The 21,342-nt window shown below is 35.2% G+C and carries 18 protein-coding genes; 2 read left to right on the top strand and 16 right to left on the bottom strand.

Annotated elements, in window-relative coordinates; all coding sequences use genetic code 11:
* Positions 1–2 precede the first annotated feature (2 nt).
* The 6 genes from ACT3CE_RS09640 to ACT3CE_RS09615 all read right to left on the bottom strand — a co-directional run bounded on the left by ACT3CE_RS09640 (position 3) and on the right by ACT3CE_RS09615 (position 11,162).
* Positions 3–1,259, bottom strand: a complete 1,257-nt coding sequence (locus ACT3CE_RS09640; protein WP_444709558.1) for a glycoside hydrolase family 117 protein — start codon at positions 1,257–1,259, stop codon at positions 3–5.
* A 14-nt stretch (positions 1,260–1,273) separates the two neighbouring features.
* Positions 1,274–2,503, bottom strand: coding sequence for a hypothetical protein (locus ACT3CE_RS09635; RefSeq protein WP_444709557.1), 1,230 nt, complete (start codon positions 2,501–2,503; stop codon positions 1,274–1,276).
* An 18-nt stretch (positions 2,504–2,521) separates the two neighbouring features.
* Entirely contained in the window at positions 2,522–4,723 is a 2,202-nt protein-coding gene (locus tag ACT3CE_RS09630) for a glycoside hydrolase family 3 C-terminal domain-containing protein (RefSeq protein WP_444709556.1), read from the bottom strand.
* A gap of 144 nt (positions 4,724–4,867) precedes the next feature.
* A complete protein-coding gene (locus ACT3CE_RS09625) occupies positions 4,868–7,375 on the bottom strand; it encodes a glycosyl hydrolase 2 galactose-binding domain-containing protein (RefSeq protein WP_444709555.1) in 2,508 nt (835 codons plus the stop codon).
* Positions 7,376–7,392: 17 nt separating this feature from the next.
* Positions 7,393–8,610 (bottom strand): glycoside hydrolase family 117 protein, encoded by a 1,218-nt coding sequence (locus ACT3CE_RS09620; protein WP_444709554.1) that lies wholly within the window; start codon positions 8,608–8,610, stop codon positions 7,393–7,395.
* 29 nt (positions 8,611–8,639) lie between these two features.
* The gene (locus ACT3CE_RS09615) at positions 8,640–11,162 is read right to left on the bottom strand and encodes a sugar-binding domain-containing protein (RefSeq protein ID WP_444709553.1); all 2,523 of its coding nucleotides are present in this window, start codon (positions 11,160–11,162) and stop codon (positions 8,640–8,642) included.
* A gap of 206 nt (positions 11,163–11,368) precedes the next feature.
* Between ACT3CE_RS09615 and ACT3CE_RS09610 the strand changes: the two genes are divergently transcribed.
* A complete protein-coding gene (locus ACT3CE_RS09610; protein ID WP_444709552.1) occupies positions 11,369–13,006 on the top strand; it encodes a hypothetical protein in 1,638 nt (545 codons plus the stop codon).
* 46 nt (positions 13,007–13,052) lie between these two features.
* Here the strand turns inward: ACT3CE_RS09610 and ACT3CE_RS09605 are convergent, their stop codons facing one another.
* Positions 13,053–14,297, bottom strand: a complete 1,245-nt coding sequence (locus tag ACT3CE_RS09605; protein WP_444709551.1) for a threonine/serine ThrE exporter family protein — start codon at positions 14,295–14,297, stop codon at positions 13,053–13,055.
* A 433-nt stretch (positions 14,298–14,730) separates the two neighbouring features.
* On the opposite strand from ACT3CE_RS09605, the gene ACT3CE_RS09600 reads away from it, so the two are divergent.
* On the top strand, positions 14,731–16,365 hold the full coding sequence (locus tag ACT3CE_RS09600; RefSeq protein WP_444709550.1) for a SulP family inorganic anion transporter: 1,635 nt from the start codon (positions 14,731–14,733) through the stop codon (positions 16,363–16,365).
* An 85-nt stretch (positions 16,366–16,450) separates the two neighbouring features.
* Here ACT3CE_RS09600 and ACT3CE_RS09595 read toward each other — a convergent pair whose 3' ends face one another.
* The 9 genes from ACT3CE_RS09595 to ACT3CE_RS09555 all read right to left on the bottom strand — a co-directional run bounded on the left by ACT3CE_RS09595 (position 16,451) and on the right by ACT3CE_RS09555 (position 21,336).
* Positions 16,451–16,909 carry a DUF4405 domain-containing protein gene (locus ACT3CE_RS09595; protein ID WP_444709549.1) on the bottom strand — a complete coding sequence of 153 codons (459 nt, stop codon included), beginning with the start codon at positions 16,907–16,909 and terminating at the stop codon, positions 16,451–16,453.
* Positions 16,910–17,010: 101 nt separating this feature from the next.
* A complete protein-coding gene (locus tag ACT3CE_RS09590; protein WP_444709548.1) occupies positions 17,011–17,415 on the bottom strand; it encodes an acyl-CoA thioesterase in 405 nt (134 codons plus the stop codon).
* Complete coding sequence (locus ACT3CE_RS09585) at positions 17,415–18,299, bottom strand: P-loop NTPase (RefSeq protein ID WP_444709547.1); 885 nt, start codon at positions 18,297–18,299, stop codon at positions 17,415–17,417. Before ACT3CE_RS09585 ends, ACT3CE_RS09590 begins: the two co-directional genes overlap by 1 nt.
* On the bottom strand, positions 18,292–19,167 hold the full coding sequence (locus ACT3CE_RS09580; RefSeq protein WP_444709546.1) for a P-loop NTPase: 876 nt from the start codon (positions 19,165–19,167) through the stop codon (positions 18,292–18,294). The genes ACT3CE_RS09585 and ACT3CE_RS09580 overlap by 8 nt, the downstream gene beginning before the upstream one ends.
* On the bottom strand, positions 19,157–20,017 hold the full coding sequence (locus tag ACT3CE_RS09575; protein WP_444709545.1) for a damage-control phosphatase ARMT1 family protein: 861 nt from the start codon (positions 20,015–20,017) through the stop codon (positions 19,157–19,159). Before ACT3CE_RS09575 ends, ACT3CE_RS09580 begins: the two co-directional genes overlap by 11 nt.
* Position 20,018: 1 nt before the next feature.
* The gene (locus ACT3CE_RS09570; protein ID WP_320119429.1) at positions 20,019–20,357 is read right to left on the bottom strand and encodes a NifB/NifX family molybdenum-iron cluster-binding protein; all 339 of its coding nucleotides are present in this window, start codon (positions 20,355–20,357) and stop codon (positions 20,019–20,021) included.
* Between the two features lie 233 nt (positions 20,358–20,590).
* Complete coding sequence (locus ACT3CE_RS09565; protein ID WP_444709544.1) at positions 20,591–20,806, bottom strand: DUF5320 domain-containing protein; 216 nt, start codon at positions 20,804–20,806, stop codon at positions 20,591–20,593.
* Between the two features lie 14 nt (positions 20,807–20,820).
* The gene (locus ACT3CE_RS09560) at positions 20,821–21,006 is read right to left on the bottom strand and encodes a DUF5320 domain-containing protein (protein ID WP_444709543.1); all 186 of its coding nucleotides are present in this window, start codon (positions 21,004–21,006) and stop codon (positions 20,821–20,823) included.
* 12 nt (positions 21,007–21,018) lie between these two features.
* Positions 21,019–21,336 (bottom strand): NifB/NifX family molybdenum-iron cluster-binding protein, encoded by a 318-nt coding sequence (locus ACT3CE_RS09555; RefSeq protein ID WP_444709542.1) that lies wholly within the window; start codon positions 21,334–21,336, stop codon positions 21,019–21,021.
* Between the last annotated feature and the right edge of the window lie 6 nt (positions 21,337–21,342).

The following is a 21,342-nucleotide window of genomic DNA, read 5'->3' as shown; positions in this document are numbered from 1 at the left end:
GTTTAATTCTTCTTTTTTAATTCTTTATTCTCTTCAAGAATACGAGCTTTCTGTTTTGCATTCAAACCATGTTTGTAATAATGTTCTGGCTTGTAGTAAATATGATTTCTCTTCATCCCTTCGTCATGCACATCCTGACTTAAATCGCAATCGAAACGCAATAAAATTGCATGATTCTCTTTCCATGTTGTAACTGTAGTTAAATGCGAAATTCCCCATGTAATTCCTCTACCATCTTTTGTATCGGTAAAAGCATCAGGAATAAACGGTCCACCTGCATTCGGCATTAAGGATACAATAGATGCAATGTTAAAATTCACACCATCTTCGGCATACTGAATGGTATTGTGCTCATTCCCATCACGAATAACCAAGGCAGCAATTCCTTCTTTAAATGGGAAAAGCGTTGTTTCATGTCCTGAGTTGATAACCGGGTTCAACGGACATTTTGTAAATGGTCCCAATGGATTATCGGCAGTTGCCAAACCTTGCATACGAATCAAGTTAGGTTGTCCATTCGCATCCGACTTGTAGTACAAGTAAATTTTCCCTTTGTAAACCAATGGGTACGGATCATGAATTGAATACTGATCCCATTCTCCTTCTGCTCCGTTCGGAATCACAATTTTATTGTATGGCGTCCATGGTCCATCAGGAGAATCGGCATAAGAAACTGCCACCGGGCAATCGTCACCACGCTTTCCACTGGCTTGCATAAAACCCTGGTAGTACAGGTAATATTTTCCTTTCCATTCCAAAATATCTGTCGTGGAAACTGATCTCCATCCTACATTTGGTTTTGGTGGGCGTGGAACAGCAACACCTTGCTCTTCCCAGGTAAAACCATCTTCGCTGGTTGCATACCAAATCTCGCAAAGATCCCAATCGCTCGATGGAATGGTATCGTTACATTTTGCTGCTCCCTGCGGAGGGGTTGGCGTGTTTCGATAAGTATACCAAACGTAGTACTTTCCATTGGCAAAAATTACTTTTGATGGATCGCGACGAGAAATCGTACCGTTGTGATTGTTGTAATCGAAACCCTTTAGCTCGGTGTATTTAAATTGTGTGTACAGCTCATTATTCTGAGGGATTGGTGCCATATAAGCATCATAATTACGCTCCATTGCAGCGCTTAACTCTCGATTAGGTTTCTTAATCGGCAATTTAAAAGGAAATCCTCCTTGTTGCGCTTTTACATCTTGATGCGATGCACAAGAGAAAAATAGAATTGATAAAAGAATGATAATGTTTCTCATACTAAAAGTATATTTTATTGAATTTTAAGTTCTAATGTTCTGTTTATTGAAATATCTCCTTTGCCCGCTTCACCAATAGGCTTCATATTTGCTACAAGGGTATAATTTCCTGCTTTTGGCTTTCTTTTTAGCTTTAGCTGATGAAGAAGATTTGCATATCCAGCGTAGGCTGTGAAATTGGTTTTAGCAACTACTTTATTGTCCTTATTTCGTAATTCCAAATAGATCTCACGATCTTGGTTAGCCATATACGTAAGAGGAATTTCCAGTTTTTTTGAAGCTACTAATTCTCTTAAGTCTTCACTCAAGTTAACCTGCTCGTTGTATAGTTTAACACTGGTATCTACATTTGCGTCCATATTGGAATCATCTACATCTACCAATACATAAGAACGTACCCAATCGTAATAACAAATGTTCTTTTCAGGGTCGGCCAATTCTTCATCGTTTGGTAATTCAATCCATGGGAATGGATAAGTTTCCGACACCATGTTCAAACCCATTTTATGATCGAATGGCTTTTCCTTTATATCAGAATAAAACTCCATTTCCTTTGCCTCTCCATTGTTAAAATAAAAGCTTGCAGTACTTTCATCTTTCCACCAGCCACCATAAGTATTGAATGCATCAGAACAGAACTCTTCGGTTTCAAATTTGACCTCTTTGGCACGCAAATCGTTATTTTTCTTCTCACAATCACGATACCAGAAGTGTGAATTGGCATGCATTCCTTTAGCAAACCATTTTCCTTTAAAATCACCTTCACGACCAATACATTCCTGAATATCCAATTCTAAACCATAAGAGTCTTTGCAGTCTGCAGGACCATCGTAATGACTACGACTAGACAGCCAAAAAGTAGTTGACATTGTTGTTTTTGCAGCCTTAAACTTGCACTCGTAATAACCAAACCAGGCATCGGTTGTTCTTGAAACGACTGCGCCACAAGCTATATTGAATGTACGAGAACCAATTATGGTATCTTTTTCCAGTTTACCTCCACGAATGGTCATGTAACCATCAGCAACAGCAACCTGAGAAGGCAAAAAGATCCCTGGCTCTCTCCCTTTCCAATTGGGATGATAATCGTACCACTTTGTTAAATCGAGTGATGTACCATTAAATTCATCCGAAAATTGCTCGTTTCGCACCCAACGTTTACCTACAGGAGGTAGTGGTGGTATTGCAGCAGCATCCATAATAATGATGTTTGCTATCAATAGAAGTATAATTTTTATTTTCATCTATATAAATTCAATTAATTATCTTAATTGTAATTGTTTCTTTTGAGGAAGCGCAGCACCCAATTTCACACTTAGTTCTGATGGTGAAGAGTTTCCAAGAATAAGTTCATACTCTCCTTTTCTCCACTCTTTTTTACCTTCCTCGTTAATCACTTTTAATTGCTCTGCTGTAACAATAAAATCAACTATTTTTCTTTCTCCTTTTTTCAAGGAAATATTCTCAAAAGCCTTTAAGCTGGTTTGAGGTAAATTCCCATCAGTATTTTTTGGGCTGATATACAACTGAACTACTTCATTGATATCGTAAGTTCCCGTATTGGCAACCTCAATCTGAACTTTTAAATCATCCTTAGATTTTAATTTGTCCAGGTTTACTTGCAAATTTTCAAATGATGTAGTCGAATAAGTTAAACCAAAACCAAATGGAAACATAGGCTCCTTAGTCATGTACTTATAGGTACGACCTTTCATCGAATAATCATCGAAAGCAGGCAACTGAGCCACATTCTTAGGAAAAGTGATAGGCAAGTGTCCCGATGGAGAAATATCTCCGAAAAGGATATCTGCAACCGCATTACCACCTTGTTCGCCAGGATACCAAATTTGTAAAATTGCATCACAATGTTCCTCTATACCCTCTAGTGAAACTGCACTACCACTGGCTACCACCAATACCAATGGGCCTTTTTTCACTTCAATAATTTGCTTGATATAATTAATCTGATTCTCTGGTAATTTTAAATCTCTACGATCACCTGTGTCAGTAGCAGCAATTGCATCTACTTCTTCACCTTCCATATCGGCTGTAATGCCAACCACACAGATCGTTACATCTGATTCTGCAGCTACATTTGGCGCCCAGTTTTTTGGGTTGATATTTTTCTGAAATGGAAGTGCACCGCTACGATAGTTTAAAGATGTTCCCAAGGAAACTGCATCGGTAATTCCTTCCAAAATGGTCACTAAATTAGGACTCACGCCATAATAGCTTCCAATTAGCATATCGGCAGAATTGGCAAAAGGACCTGTTACATAGGGTACTTTTATCTCTTTGGAAAGTGGCAAAACATTATTCTTGTTTTTCAACAATACAATTGATTTTTGTGCAACTTCTCTCGCCAATTGCACATGCTCATCGCAATGAATTTTTTCAGGACTAACATTTAGGTATGGATTATCATCCGATGTTCCAATCATCCCTAGTCTGAAACGTGTCTTGAAAAGCTGTTTGGTTCTTTCATCAACCAATTCTTCGTCGATAATTCCTTGCTCAACTGCCTTCTTTAAATGTTTATATGTTCCTCCGCAATTTAAATTCGTTCCTGCTTTTAAGGATACAGCTGCCGCTTCAACCGGCGTTCCCACATACTTTTGCTTGTAAGTTACGCCACCTACTGCTCCACAATCGGAAGTAATGTAACCATCAAAATTCCATTGTTCGCGAAGAATATCCTGAAGTAAAAACGGACTTGCACATGCAGGTTTACCATAAACGGCATTGTAAGCCGCCATAACACCTTCTACCTTTGCTTCTTTTACCAAAGCCTCGAATGCAGGCAGGTAAGTTTCATATAAATCTTGCTTGTTGGGCTCTGCATTAAAATGATGACGCACACTTTCTGGTCCCGAATGTACAGCATAATGTTTCGCACAAGCTGCCGATTTTAAGTAAGTAGGATCATTTCCCTGTAAGCCTTTTACAAAAGCAACACCAATTTTGGACATTAAAAAAGGATCTTCACCATAAGTTTCCTGTCCACGTCCCCATCTCGGGTCTCTAAAAATATTAACATTAGGTGTCCAAAAAGTTAAACCTGCATATTTTCCTCTGTTACCCATTTCTTGAGCAATACGATATTTAGCTCTTGCCTCTGTTGAGATTGCGGTAGCCACTCTTTCGGCTAACTCAGGATCGAAGGTTGCCCCTAAGCCAATTCCTTGTGGAAAAACTGTGGCTTTTCCATTTCTGGCAATTCCGTGTAATGCTTCGTTCCACCAATCGTATTCAGGAATGTTAAATCGAGGCAATGCTTCCGCATGATTTACCAACTGAGAGATTTTTTCATCCAAAGTCATTTGTGAAACCAATATCTCCGTTCTATCTTCTATGGAAAGTGATGGATCCATAAAAGTAAAATCAACATCCTGGGCTTTCAATTGTGATCCCCATGCAATGCAAAAAAGCAAGGCTACACAAATTTTATATTTTATTAAGCTCATTTATTTATCGTATTAAATTTATCAGGATCTTCCTATTTCGAATACCTATTCAATTAATGCTTTTTTGATAAGTACAAAATACCACCATTATCACAGCTTTCACGGGGTTGTTTTAGCAGTAATAATGATGGTATATTTAAATTTTTAGTAATCGCTAGCTCTTGGCTGCTCTACATCACTTTGATGATCTTTCCCGTTTTCAAATGTCATATCGTCATAAAAACGGAAATAGTTACCATAACCGTACTTTCCATTTCTTTTTTGCATCGCATTTTGCATCTGCTTAAATTCCTTAGTCGCAGCTGCCTGATCGCCAATCAGCAACATGTAATGATTAAAAGAAAGCTCTTTACCATTTTTATCGGTAAGCGATAGTTCTATTGTAAATTGCTTTTCAACTTTCGCTAAAACTTTTTCGTTGATATCGAAAAACTTGTTCGCACTATTCTCTTTAATTATGCTGATTTCCATTTTCTTGGAATGCAAAACAGCACCTTTATCATCTTTTATTGTAAGCTGTACAGAACTATTTTTATAAGTCTTGTACAAATCATTTATCACCCAAATTTCTCCAATAAAAGGCTCGTTGGTGTGCCAACGGCGTTTTTTAAAATTTAAACTCACCAAAAGTGGCTGATAAGCACGTTTTACGTAATCGTATGATCTTTTAGGTTGCTGATAATTGTCAACAATTCCCCATTTCATATCTGGCCAGTAAGTAATAAAGTGACATAAGGCAATCCCACTTAAACGTGGTTTCTGACGACGGAAATATTCTACTCCATTTTGAAAAATAATTCCCTGTGCATCTTGCGAAGCATTAACGAATTCTTCCAATGAACCGATTTTCTCATCTCCAAAAGTATCCCAGTTTTGCATTTTTAATCTATCTAAATCTGCCCAATGGTGTCCCCAACTTAATCCTGGAGGCCACATTTCGTTTTCCGGAATAAATTTTTTCAAACTTTCTACCGATGGCACCGAAGTAATTGCAAATTCAGGAACAATTGGATAATCCAGAGATTGATACCAATCTTCCATTAAAGCATGTCCCATTCCATAAAAATAACGCAAAGCGTGAACGGCTTCTTTCTTTTTATAACCAGCCTCTTGCGAGACTTCACAAGTTAATGGAGAATCTGGCACATAAGGTAAATTCGCATAGCTTTGAAGTGTATCGCCAAGTTCTTCAAGGAAGGCTCTACCAAAATGTGCATCAGCAGTTCGAAGCAACATCTCCTCTCCACCTTCCATCATGATTAAAGATGGATGATTTCTTCGTTCCTTAATAACAGAAGCAGCTTCTGCCATGATCAGGTTAATTTTCTCTCTCTCGGTTGGTATATTTCCTGTTCCCATAGGAATCATATCCTGCCAAACCGTTAAACCAGCTTCGTTACACAACTCATAAAATTCAGGAATTTCTGGTGGATGCCATCCAAAAATACGAATGTTATTCATATTGGCTTCTTTCGCCAATTTAATTAGGTTCGCATATTTTCCAGGAGCAGTTCTACCCACAAAAATATCTGGTGGTCCTCCCCAACAGGCAGAACGAATAAAATGAACTTTACCATTGATTAGAGTAGTCCTTGGAAAACTTACTTCATCCCTTGTAAATCCAGGATTCCATTTCATTTTCACTTCACGAATACCAAAAGTAATTTCATTGAAATCATGATTTACTTTTCCATCTTTTAAAGAAACCTTAGCTGTATACAAATTCGGTTTCCCTAAATCCCAGGGCCACCAAAGTTCTGGCTTTTTAACATGAATGTTTTTCTTGATTTTATGAATTCCCGGTTTAACAACTTGCGTAATCTCAGCTGTTAAAGCTTTTGATTTAAAGTTTTTACCTTCAATTGAAGCTACAACAGTCATTTCCTTTGGACTTGCAGTGGTATTTTCCACTTCTACTTCCATTAGAACATTTGCCGAACCGTCTTTATTTAAACTTGTATTAGCATACACATCTTCAATACGCACTTTACCAGTTGAAACCATTTTAATTTTACGAGTAATGCCAAATGGAATCAAATCTCTCCAGTAATCGCCAAACCATGGTGTTTTACGTCCCGCTACCTTAGCATTTACTTGTGGTGGAGGATCTAGTTTGATCATTAGCATGTTTTTGCTCTCGATATTTTTCTTGCTTACGCGTAATGCTTCTGTTACATCAAAAGAAAAAGAAGAAAAAGCACCTTCATGGCGACCTAAATGAACTCCATTTAGCCACACATCGCAACTAAAATCAACACCTTCAAAATCGATACGTACAATTTGATCTGTAATATCCTCAGTTACATTAAACTGATAAGAATACCACCATTCGTAATGCTGTACCCATTGTGCTTTCACACTATTTCGTCCAAAATAAGGATCTTCAATAGCTCCAGCCTTCCATAAATCAGTAAAAACATCACCTGGAACTTTTGCCGGATTCCATACCAAAGTTTCAATGTCTGCGGGAGGAAGTTCGTGTAATCCTGCCTTTACCCCCTCTCCCGGCAGCATCATTTTCATTTTCCATTTGTAGCCGCTAAAATCACGAACCACCTGACTATTATCCGTATGTGAATTGATGGTTCCCGGCTGACTATATGTCAAAAACGGGAACAACATCAATAACAATATCAATTTAAAATCTTTCATTGCTGATATTTTTGATTTTAATGACTTTTATCTTTTACAGCTTTGTCGCTAGCTGCGGTATGTACTTTTTTTGTAGCTGAGGTAAACCTACGAATTGCTTGATAATCGTAGGTATAATACTCGTGAGTTAATCCCCAACGCAAAATTTCTGTTGGCTCTTTTTCGTTATCTGCAGTTCTGTTCAATCCAATTGCATGAGGAGCGCCTGGTATCGATGACATAATTTCAAAGTTAATTCCGTCAGGCGACCATTGAATGGTATTTTTCTCTGGACCATCAGTAGTAATTAAGGAAGCAATACCACCATTGTATTTCCAAACACAAATTTCGTGTCCACTATTACTAATAGGATTGTATGGAGACTTCACATATGGTCCTTTTGGATCATCAGCGATGGCAACACCATGACGAATTTGACGACCCCCGAAAGTCATTTCTTCTCCCATTTGCTCCCCTTTATAGTAAAGGTAAAACTTCCCCTTAAACGGTATAATACAAGGATCATGGACTTTATGACTATCGAAATCACCTTTCTTAATTACTTTATGACGATCTTGCTCCTCGCCTTTCCAAATTCCATTGTCTGCAGGACTTAGAATTGGTTCCTTGCTCTTTGTCCATGGTCCGTCAGGAGAATTAGACCAAGCCAGGCCTACCTGATTTTTAACACGCACATTATATGGTGATTTTACCGTTTGGTAAGACAAATAGTACATTCCTTCGTATTCCATAATCTCAACGGTAAAAACAGAACGATCATCATAAGCTCCTTTTTCACCTCTTCCTACAGCCATACCTTCTTCTTTCCAGGTCCAACCATCTTTCGATGTTGCATACCAGATATCACATCTGTCCCAGGGAAATACTTTTCCATTTTCGATATCCCCACCAAAACCATCAGTTGGTCCTACACTTTTGGTATACCACACATAATATTTCCCATCGTGTTGAATCATTGCACTTGGATCGCGACGAACAACACCTTCCTCGTAAGCCAAATCACCTTTTAAATCCTGTGTTTGAAATTCAACAAACCAATCGTTACCAATGTTTGGCCATTTTAATGCACGCTTCGATGCTGCACTTAAATGATCTTTATCGGTAATTCCCAAACGATCGATATCTGCTTGAGAAATGCTTGTGTCAGGATCAATCTGACATGCATTTTTTTTGCAATCATTACACCCAGACAAGGCAATTAGAGCTCCTGCAAGGATAATAAAATATTTTTTCATGAAAATTTGATTTTAGAGATGAGGATATATTACTTTATTGATAATTGAATCGAATTACTCTTAATTTCATTAGCTGATGCAGATATGATCGCAGAACCAGTTTTGGTAGTAGATTGAACAATCATCATACAGCGGCCTTTGTGAGTTGTAACACTATTTGACTGATAATTTTCAGTATTTCTGGCCGAACCACTATCTACACCCAGCAACTTCACATCTCCTTCTATATCGAAAGTAATTTTAGCATTATCAGCAATCACAGGATTATTGTCTTTATCGTAAAGTTGTGCGAAAATATGTGCCACTTCGTACCCATCGGCATTTAAACTTATTTTATCAACTGTCAATTCGATACTTGTTGGAGCAGATGATGTTACAATTTGACAAGACGTTTCTAGGCCATCTTTAACACCTTTTGCTTCTAATTTACCTGCTTGATATGGAACATACCATTTGTAAATTCGATCTTCGAAATCGACCAATTTTTTTGAACCTAATGATTTGCCATTTAAAAACAATTCAACCTCTGGGCAATTTGAAATTACTTCAACAATAACATCTTGTCCTTTTTGGTAATTCCAATGTTCTTGTACAGGATACCAAACCCAGGTACGCTTTTGCCACTTGCCTGCCTTTTTCTCAACAATCTTATTATTTACCAATTTATATTCCGATTTATCGGGTGTGTTTCCACAGATATAAATATGAGCATCATCCTGCCAAAGCGTTTTGTACATGTGGAAATTGGGTTTCTCAAAACCGGCTAAATCAAGCAATCCACTTTCGGTGGCTTTGCGTGGCCATTGTCCGTTTGATTCTCCCAAATAATCCGTTCCTGTCCAAAGGAAAGTACCCGATACAAAAGGACGTTCCTCAATTGCTTTCCACTCGTGCCATTGTCCTAAATTTTCGGTTCCCATTACCACTTTATCAGGATAATTCTTTCTTGCATAATCGTACATTACACGACGATAGCTAAAACCAACAATATCCAAAGCATCGGCATAACCGGTTTCGAAACTTGCCGATGGTAAAATACAGTTTGCAATTACTGGGCGACTTGTATCCAATTCTTTTGTCCACTTTGCTAACTTCTGAGCTGTTGCTCCAATATTATGCTCTTTTGCTGGCAAACTATTGTAAACAGAGCGAATCTTTTCAGTTGAAAATGGAGGCTGCGACCAAAAATAGCCACCTTGCCAATTCATATTATCGAAAAATCCTGTAGCTTTTTTATTTCTTGGGTAAGTCCACTCTATTTCGTTACCAATACTCCACTGAAATACAGATGGATGGTTACGATGTGCCAACATCGTATTTTTCAAATCAAATTGCGCCCATTCCTGGAAATGTTCTGCATATCCGCGTGTAATATAATCATCATGACGTTCGTTCATATTCAAACGCTTGTCTTTTGGATAATCCCACTCATCGAAAAACTCATCTTGCACTAAGAATCCCATTTCATCGCATAATTCTAACAATTCTTCAGATGCTGGATTGTGCGAAATACGAAGAGCATTACATCCTCCATCTTTTAAAATCTCTAAACGACGTCGCCATACTCCCTTTGGAACAGCAGCACCAACCAAACCACCATCGTGATGCTGGCACACTCCTTTTATTTTCATGTTCACACCATTTAAGAAAAACCCTTCTTTCTTATCGAATCGAATAGAGCGAATTCCAAATGTTGTGTTATATGTATCCAAAGTTTTATTTCCCTGCACAATTTTAGTAACTGCCTTATAAAGTTGAGGTGTATCAATACTCCATAAAGCTGGATTTTTAATAGAAACAGTTTGCATTAAAGTTGTTTCGCCTTTATTTATATTCAATTCATCTGAAACAACCTCTCCAACTTTAATTCCTTTAGGATTAAAAAAAACTGTATTCACTTTAAAAGATTGTATTTTACTATATTCATTCAAAACCTTTACATCGATTGAAACAGTTGCCTCATCTTTAGATACTTTAGGAGTAGTTACGAAAGTACCCCAAATTGGAATGTGTAGTTTATTTACTGTAATTAATTTTACATTTCTATAAATACCAGATCCTGAATACCATCTACTATCTGCATATCTTGTGTGATCAACTTTTACAGCAATTACATTATCTTTTCCTGATTTATTTAAATACGGTGTTAAATCGAAATAGAATGGTGTATATCCATTAGGATGCTCTCCTAACTTTTCCCCGTTTAACCATACTTCTGAGTTATTATAAACCCCATCGAATAAAACATAGATTGATTTATTCGGATTACTCTCCACTTTAAAGTGTTTTCGATACCAAGCTAATCCACCAGGAAGATATCCTGTGCATCCTTCACCATTTATTGAATCAAATGGAAATTCAACACTCCAATCGTGAGGTAAATTTACCTCTCTCCATGATGCATCATCTACATTTAATGCATAAGCATCATTAAGCTTATCGAGCGAAAATTTCCATCCAAAATTGAAATCTGCTTCGCGATCTACTTTCTGTACCGATTGACAAGCACACAAAATCAAAAGTGATAATCCAAGAATTAATTTATTAATCATACAAACAAAACTATTATTGGTTTAATTTAAAATCTCATCTCGAAAATGCGGCATTTTAGAGAATAAACCCTATTATTTGCATGAACAAAAACTGAACAAAGTCAATTTTTACAATCAATTTTAATAAACATTCGAAGTAATAAATATATCTTTAAGTCTTTAAAAACAACACTTACACATATTCAACAACTATACAAGACCTACAAATGAAACATAGACTAATCATTATTATCCTTCTATTCTATACATCTTTACTTTGGGCTCAGGATAATAAGATATCAAGTACTCAAAATGACAAACAAACAGATGAATTTTTTCAAAATTTCGATCATCGTTTTAGTCATGAATTTTCGGAAGAAAAAGTTTATCAATTAAAAGATAAATATGCCAAGCAAATGGCAAATGGCGATACTTTAAAAGCTATAAACACCATTTCTAAACTGGGAAACATTTATTCTAATCATGCCTCCTATTCTTTAGCTTATCAACAATTTTGGAAGGCTCTTTTATTAGCCGATGAAATAAATAACACAAAAACTACAGCCCGATCTTTGGAAGATTTAGCATGGTTATATATTTCCTTTAAAAGAAAAGAAGAAGCCATTAAATACTTTCAAACATCACTAAAAGTCAAAAAGCAACTTATTACAAAAGGTCAATTATCTAAAATAAACCTCTCTTCGAATTATTACGGACTTACAACACTTTACCGAGAGACCAACGAACCTCTAATGTCGAAAATATATCTTGACAGTTGTTATATGATTCATTATTCGGGCGGAGATAATACAGCAGACAAACCATTTTTAGAAGCTGAAGAAAGTTATTATCAACTTAATAAAGGACAAAATACGCAAGCTTTAAAAAAAATGCATACCATTGAACCATGGTTTGCCAAAAATCAACCCCATTATTTGGTTATTCTATACTCATTTATGGGAGATGCTTACAAAAAGTCAACACAATATGATAAAAGTGAGCATTACTATAAAATGTCGATCAAAATAAGTGAAAACTCAAAAACTCACATGAATTATATTCCAAGAGTTTACGAGCATTTATCAGAACTTTATTTAAGAATAGGCAATCATAAAAATGCCTATAAAAGTTTATTGGAAGCTAAACAACTTAATGAACACCTGTTTGATAGCAGAAGTGAAAATAACAAAGCCTTATTTGAAATAAACGATCAATTTAGAAAAGAACAAGAAGCTAAAAACAACTTGATTCAAAAGCAACGTTTAGCACATTTGGAACAAGAAAAACGAATAGGACTGCTGCAAATACTACTGTTATCGGGAACAATAATTGTAATTGTAATTTCTGTATTTTTTTACATAAAACACATTAATTCGAAACATAAAAGCCAGGAAAAACTTGCAAAAGAAAAGAGAGAACTTGAAAATAAAAAAAATAGAGAATTACTTGAGCTTAAAAACAAAGAGTTAGCAATTTCGGCTTTGCAATTAATTGAAAAGGATGAATTGCTTAAGCAATTAAAAACGAGCTTAACCAATAATCCTACTCCTCCAACAGATTCCGAAGTCAACAAGCTCTTTAAATCTATATCGCTTAGTAATGCTCAAAACTGGAAACAATTCGAAGCTCGTTTTAAATCTGTAAACCAGGAATTTTTCAAAACTTTGGTCACTACTTACCCAAAACTAACTGCTGGAGACAGACGATTATGCGCACTGGTGAGACTTAATTTTTCGAGTAAGGATATTGCCAAATTAATGGGAATATCAAACGAAAGTGTTCATACATTACGTTATCGGTTAAGAAAAAAAATGGGTCTTGCCCGTGCCGATAACCTATTTAAACATTTAGAGCAATTCGGATAATAAATTGCCGGCTGTACTATTTTTTTTACAGCCGTTTTTTACATTTCTATTGTGCTGAAGTTTTATCTATATTTTTTTGTAGATACTTTTTTTTAATATTGACATCCATAAAGCTTCCTGAGAAAATTAAGCCACCAATAATGCCCATAAATATATAAAGCACCTGTTCGCCCATATTGCTTTGCGTGCCTGCCTGACTTAAAAACACACTACTTAAACCGATAAATGCTTTACTTCCTGGTACTAACATTACTATACCTGGAACTAAGAATACAAGCTGTGGTGATTTTGTAATTTTACTGAACAATTTACTTACACTAACAGCTACAATGGTACCTATAAAAATACTTACCAAAATGCCTGTAAAATCGAATAATGTAGTAGTAAAGAAACTTACAAAACCAGCAATTACACAATATAGAACATCCTTCGAGCGAACTTTAAAAACAATAGCAAGACTTAGTGCTAATGTAATAATTGCAAAATAATCGAGCCATTGAGGAATATCATTAATCACAGTATTGGGTTGAAGATCGATAAATAAAGGCAGTATAGCCAAGGCTAATACAACACCAAAAAATTGCTTAAACAAGGATACTAAAGCATCAAAAAGCTTGGCTGTACCTGAAACTAAACTCTTCGATGTGATTTCCTCTAATGCAGTGGTAATAGATAAACCCGGAATAAAAACAATTATAGATGCCAGAATAGTCATTGAAATATTTATTTGATTAAAATACAATGACAATAAACCAGTAATTACTGTGGCTACAAATGCAACGAGCGATTCAAGGGCACTCTTAATATATCCCGATTTTTGAGCCAGAATTGTAAAAATATAAATAACAGCACCTATAAAAGATGCTGTTAATGCAGAAACCCAGCTGGTATCTAATATCATACTAAAAGCACCTGCTGACAAAACAAAAGCAAATAATTCACTTATTTTACCATATCCCAATGGTGCAGTTTTTAATTTCTCGATGGCAATTTTTGCTTCTCCAAAACTTGTTTTGTTAGACAAAACATTATTAGTAATTTCTACAATTCGTGAAAGAGCACCCAGATTTAGTTCACCTGGCAAAACACACTCTACATAATTATAAGTTTGCTCGTCCTCTTCATAAAACACATAATTAATCCAGGTAGGAGTATCCATAAAGCTACCTTTTATGCCTTTTTTCTCTGCAATTTCGGTCAAATAAATTTGCGACTTATATGAAGGCACCCCATAAGTATGAAGCGCTTTGCCCAACTGCACTATAAATTTGTATTTCTCTGGAATTTGCATTTTTAAATATTTAACCAATCAGATATTTCGAAAAATCGAACAAAAATACAACTATTTTGCACTTTAAAAAGTCCAGTATAAGTTTGTTTTTATATTTTTTTAAGCGAAGATTCCTTCTTCAAAACTCAATGAATCAACAAGTAAGACCAGACCTCTCTTTATCAAACAATTAAAGACTACTTAATCCTTTAATTAAATATTAAAATCTTCTAAAAAATTTATCAATAATAGAGAATAACGAGAGCAAATATGCATTACTTTTGCAGCTTCAATTAAACTATTCTAAAATAGAATAAGAACTGAGGCATTATTTTTCTCCAAAAAAATATGTTTCCGTATTTAAATCTGGCTATTAAAATCAAAAAACTAAACATATAAGCGAGCAAAATTAATTGCAAGTTGTATATGCTAAGTGAAAATAAATAATAATTATATGAAATCAATTTTTAAACCTAAATTATTTTCTGTTCTAAAAGGATACAATGCCCAGGCGTTTCAGAAAGATTTATTTGCAGGAATAATTGTAGGTATTGTTGCTCTTCCTTTAGCAATTGCATTTGCTGTAGCATCGGGTGTATCGCCCGAAAAAGGACTTATTACTGCTATTGTAGCAGGATTTTTAATTTCCTTATTAGGAGGTAGCCGCGTTCAAATTGGCGGACCTACCGGTGCTTTTATTGTTATAGTATATGGCATTGTTAATCAGTATGGTATTGATGGTTTAATGATTTCGACATTTTTAGCCGGAATTATATTAATTATTTTTGGATCACTGCGCTTAGGAGCTGTTTTAAAATTCATTCCCCACCCTTTAATTGTAGGTTTTACATCGGGAATTGCTCTTGTTATTTTCTCAACGCAAATAAAAGGAGCATTTGGATTACAAATAGAGGAAATCCCCTCAGAATTCATCGAAAAGTGGATCTGTTATTTCACCAATTTATCCTCAATAAACATTTATGCTTTAGCAATTAGCGGTGGTACAGTTTTACTTACCCTATTTGCTGGTAAAGTAATTCCTAAAATTCCCGGTTCTTTTATTGCTATTATTGCGATGACTGCCTTAGTACAGATATTTGATATGCCTGTAAACACTATCGAATCAGTTTATGGAAGTATACCAAATTCATTTAGCTTTGAAGTTCCAAGTATAGACTGGAGTAATCTTCCAAACTATTTTCAGCCTGCTATAACTATCGCAATCTTAGGAGCAATTGAGTCACTTTTATCTGCTGTAGTTTCGGATGGTATGATTGGTGGAAATCATCGATCGAATACTGAATTAATAGCACAAGGTATTGCAAATATTTTTTCACCTATTTTTGGAGGGATTCCAGCAACTGGAGCTATTGCTCGTACGGCAACCAATGTAAAAAATGGCGGTAGAACTCCTGTTGCGGGTATAATTCATGCCTGTACACTTTTATTAATTATGCTGGTTTTTGGTAAATGGGCAAAGTTAATTCCAATGTCATGTCTTGCTGGAATTCTAATTGTAGTTTCATATAATATGAGTGAATGGCGTTCGTTCCGATCAATATTAAAAAGCTCTCGTTTCGATATTATTGTATTACTAACAACATTCTTCCTAACTGTATTAGTCGATTTAACCGTTGCAATAGAAATTGGAATTGTATTAGCTGCATTAATCTTTATGTATCGCATGTCGAAAATTAATGGTGTATTTCAACCAGAATTTGAATCTGACGAAATTCAAAATTATAATCAGATACCTAAAGAAATTGAAATTTATGAAATTAGTGGTCCCTTCTTTTTTGCTGCTGCAAAAAGATATCAGGAAACACTTAGAAATTTAAAGAGATCAACATCCGTTCTAATTATACGTATGCGTCATGTACCCTTTATTGATGCAACTGGAATTAGAAACTTCACAGAAATTATTAAAGATTTAGAAAAACGAAAAACCAAAGTAATACTATCTGGTGTAAACCCTGATGTTTTAAAGGAAATTAAGCGTAGCGAAATTATCGATTTTATATCTCAAAAAGATATTCATGATAATTTTGAAGATGCATTAGCTAAAGCTCAGTTATACCTAAAAAATTAACACATAAAATTGTTCTAAAATAAAAACCCCGAAGAAAATTTAATTTTCTTCGGGGTTTTTATTTGCTTGTCTGCTTCTATATTTTCTAATTATAATGAAAAGATCTCCCTCTTCCATTCCGCTCAAATTTCTTATTCTCAAATTTATGATGCCTTTCACCTTTTCTATTGTTTGTTACATCAGGATTAACTAAAAAGGATCCGAAAATTAAAATTAAACACAAAAATATAAAAGCTATTGCTGATAAACCCTTTATGAAAGATATTCCAATTATTTTTTTAAACATAGATTTAATTAACTGCCAATGATATAAAATATGCAACACCATTAATACTATCATAACAAAACCGGCAATTAAATGAATATATCCCCATTCATGACGATCTAATCCTAGAAATTCCAATCTTATATTTTCGCCATATTTAAGCCACGTTTCCTGTCCGGTAATTAGAATATATTTAATCAAAAAGCCTGTTCCTATGATGAACGACAAACATAAAAACGAAAGAATATCAATTATAAAATTTAATTTAAAGTTTTTCATATCTAATAAATTTAATTTTTATTAAAAAAACCGGATTTGTACATTACATTACAAAATCCGGTTTCAACCATATAATCATAGTCACTAATAACGCATTCTAATTAAACTACTCTCATCAAGTTGTTTAGTATTAAAGCAGGAACTTTACAAGGTTTACGAGTAATAGAATGAACAAATACAACAGTACTATTTGCTTTACAAACTACTTCGTTTTTTGCATTTCTAAATACAAAACTAAATGTAAAACGTGTAGCTGGCATTTCGTTTATTCTAGTTGTAATTATTAATTCTTCGTCGTAACCTGAGGGCTTAATATATTTTAAATTCATTTCGATTACCGGAAGCATAATATTATTATCCTCCAAAACTTTATCGTTGATGCCTAATTCACGCATTAATTCTGTTCTGGCCTGATGACAATAATTCACATAATTGGCATGATAAACATAACCCATTTGATCTACTTCCCCATAACGCGGACGAATTGTGTATTCTCCTGAGATCATTAACTCTCTTGTTTTACAGTTTCTGTAATCGTATTCCACATATTACGAACTGTATTAGCAATATCCGATTCGGGAGCATACTCAACAATAGATTTAGCTGCAACAATTGCATTTACCATTTCTTCAGAAAATGGAATCTTACCCAGAAGAGTAATTCCTTTAGAGTTGAAGAAAGTTTCCATTTGTTTAGTAATTTCCGGATTAATATCATGCTTGTTAATTACAGCATACATAGGTACTTTAAAAGTATCTATCAATTCTATTAATCGAATAATATCGTGGAAACCCGATTTACTTGGTTCCGTAATCAAAACAATTTTATCGGCACCTGTAACCGAGGCAATAGCTGCACAACCAACCCCCGGAGGTCCATCGTTCAACAAAAAATCAGCATTTACACTTCGAGCCTTTTCTTTAGCATTTTTTCTTACCACAGAAACCAATTTCCCCGAATTTTCTTCGCCTGGTCCCATTTTAGCGTGTAATAATGGACCGAAACGAGTATCGGAAATAAACCAGTGATTATTAAGACTTGGCTCTGAAGTAATAGCTTGCACCGGACAAATTCTCTCACATAACCTGCATCCTTCGCACTCAAACGGATTTACTTCGAGACCTCCTTCGGCTTTGTAATGAATTGCCCCGTACCTGCACTCCTCTACACAAAGCCCACAATTGGTACATAATTCATTATCAATACTAGCCAATCGAGCACCCATAAAAACATTTTTTTCACGAATCTCAGGCTGAAGAATCAAATGAAGATCCGGAGCATCTACATCGATATCTGCAAATACGGTATTTTGAGCCACAGAAGCCAAAGCTGCTGTTAATCCGGTTTTCCCGGTTCCTCCTTTACCGCTTAATATGGTGATTTCAATCATTTTTAATTCTGTTTTTCAGATAATCAGCTAGTTTATTATATTCCTTTTCAATTACTGGAGGAATATCCGACAATAAATTACCTTTAGCGTATTGAACAGCATACTCTTTATTAAAAGGAATTTCGGCAAGTAGATCTATTTTCTCCTCTTTCAAATATTGATAAACAGCAGAATCGCCTAATCCAGCTTTATTTATAACCAAACCAAATGGTTTGTTCATTTCCCTCATTAAATCTACTGTTAATCGTAAATCGTATAAACCAAAAGGAGTAGGTTCTGTTACCAAAATTACATAATCAACATCAGATACTGTTTCAACAACTGGACAACTTGTTCCTGGAGGAGCATCAAAAATAACAATATCAGAATCCTCATTAACGCAAGCTTTCAAATCTTTAATAACTCTTGTTTGCATTGGAGAGCCAATTCGAAGACTTCCCTCTGCAATTGCAGCTTTAGCCTCTGTTTGATAGTGTGCAATCTGTCCAATTGCATGAGGCTGATCTTCTATAGCTCCGTATTCGCATGCATGCAAACAAGCACCGCACGAATGGCATAAGTTAGGATCAACAGCAGCATAATTTACCGATGGAATTATAGTAATTGCGTTAAATTCACAATACTCCTCGCATTTTCGGCAGAAAGTACATTTTGATTCATCAATTTTAGGAACTGGCTGATTTACTGTATCATTGCTTACAAGTGTAGCATTCTTAAAAAACAATAAATCATTAGGCTCTTCAACATCACAATCTGCAAGCTGTACTTTTTTTGTCCAATTCTTATGAATTGCAGAAAATAGGTTCACTGCGACAGTTGTTTTACCTGTTCCGCCCTTACCACTCGTAATGGCAACTTTATAGTTCATAATTTCCTATCTTATTTTCAGTAATCACCAAATCCATTTTTTTCACTCCTAATTTATTTGCCATTAGGTCGCACTTTGCCATTAACATGAAATACAAGTTCTCTCTTTTTTCATTTAATAAGCCCTCATAATTTCCTTGTCCTTTAGAAATAATAACATCTGCCTTTTTAAACATTTCCTGAAATTTATCAGAGCAATTTTCCTTTAAGGTTGATGGAGCATCATGCCCATTAGACATAACAGAACAAACATTTTGCATTCCCAAAGAGTTTGCATCTTCGAGGGTAACATCGTTAATAATTGGCTGATCGCGAACAATAAAAGTTAGGTTAGGATGATTAAGTGTTTCAATAAAAAGTTTATCAAAAACAATTTCTCCTGCATTGTCTCCCAAATACAAAACACTATCGGCCTTTTTAATAGCTTCAAACATTTTAATTCTCTCATCTAAGGCAAATTCTTTCTTTAAAAGACCTTTAATATCAGCTACAATATCATCGGGAACCGAATGTGCTCCATAATCTATAATATTGCCAATTACGGCTAATTTTGCTGCTAAATGTAAGGGCCTTTGCGATTCATTCACCAGCAGCTTCCAATAATCATACTGAGAATAGAGCAAATCATTTGCCTCTTTTTTTTCTTCTGCATACAAATTTTCGGTAGCAAAAGTTTTTTTTGCCAAACGGTGCACTAACAATGCTGCATAGGGACTAGAAATAGACTGACTATTATTTATAATATAGTTAGCCTCGCTAATAAATGCCTCAGCCACATTCTTCTCTGGCTTAAATTTCTCAACAATATGCTTTACCGTTTTAGCATGACAAGCTAAACAATCAAAATCCATCTTAGTGATTACAACAATTAGCAGTAAAACTGATACTCTTATCTAGAAAACCTTTCACCAACTCTTTTGCTTCCAAAGTAGGAGCTCCAACAAACACATTCACATTGTGATTGTTAAAAATCTGAATTGCTCTTCCACCCATTCCTCCGGCAAGTACATCGGTAACCCCTAAATTTGCTAAAAATGGAGGTAGCAGACCTGGCTCGTGAGGTGGCGCAGGAACTAATTCCTCATTAAGGATTGACTGATCGTCGATTTCAATTAATGCAAAATGACTACAATGTCCAAAATGCGCATCTAAAACACCTTCTTTTACAGGTACTGCAATTTTCTTTTTCATATAATTATTTTTTTGAATTCATTATTAATAGAGAAGCTTGTACAAATTGCTTTTATTCTTTTCTGTAAACATTAGAATATTACAATCTAATCCTATTTCACATTGTATATAAGTGATAAAAGCTTTATTACTCTTCTACTGAAAAACCCATTTAAAAATATAAAACACAAGTATGAAACAATAAAATAATTTTGCAACATACTTGTGTCATAGACTACTCATGATAAGTCATATTAACGACCACGTCCTAAACCGCGACCGCGACCATTTCCAAGACCTCTTCCAAGACCTCTTCCAAGACCTCTTCCACGTCCAAGACCTCTTCCTCTTACATTCTCTTGAGAAGTATTTTGACTATCTTGTTTCTCTTCACGAGGATTACATTTTCCTAATCCTCTACCTGATCGTGAACCTTGTCCTTGTGGACCTGTACTGTCTAATCCTGGCATTTCTACCTCCTTTTTTAAATGGATTTACTACTTTTTAATCTTTTCCCTCTGCCTTCACCGCCACCACTCTTTCGTTTTTGGCCTTGACCTTTGCCTAATTTTTCGAGTTGAGATGGCAAATCCTCAGAGGTGCATTTGCCAAGTTTTCTTCCTGTTTTGGTTCCTTTACCTTCGGGTCCTGTTCCATCAAGATTTGGCATAATAAGAATTTTTTAAGATTTTAAATTGTTGATAATATTCTGAATGGTATTGTTATCATCTTTTAAAATGACCATTTGAATATTGAATTTTTCAAGTAATTCTTTCGCTTTAGGTCCAAAATCACCTGAAATAACTTTAGAGACTCCCATTTCAGCAACTTTTTCTACTGCTTTGGTTCCCGCTCCAGAAGATGCGTTAATATTCTCATTTTCTACGAATTTAACATCTCCTGTTTCATCATCAAACAAGCAAAACCAAGCTGCTCTTCCGAAACGTAAATCAAATAATGAACCAGTACCTTCTGCTGTTGATGTAATTATTGTTTTCATACTTAT

This window comes from Marinifilum sp. RC60d5, from assembly GCF_052400665.1.
Taxonomy (GTDB): Bacteria; Bacteroidota; Bacteroidia; order Bacteroidales; family Marinifilaceae; genus JBQTGK01.
The sequence above is the reverse complement of the archived record's forward strand: the minus strand, read 5'-3'. Positions and strand labels throughout refer to the sequence as shown.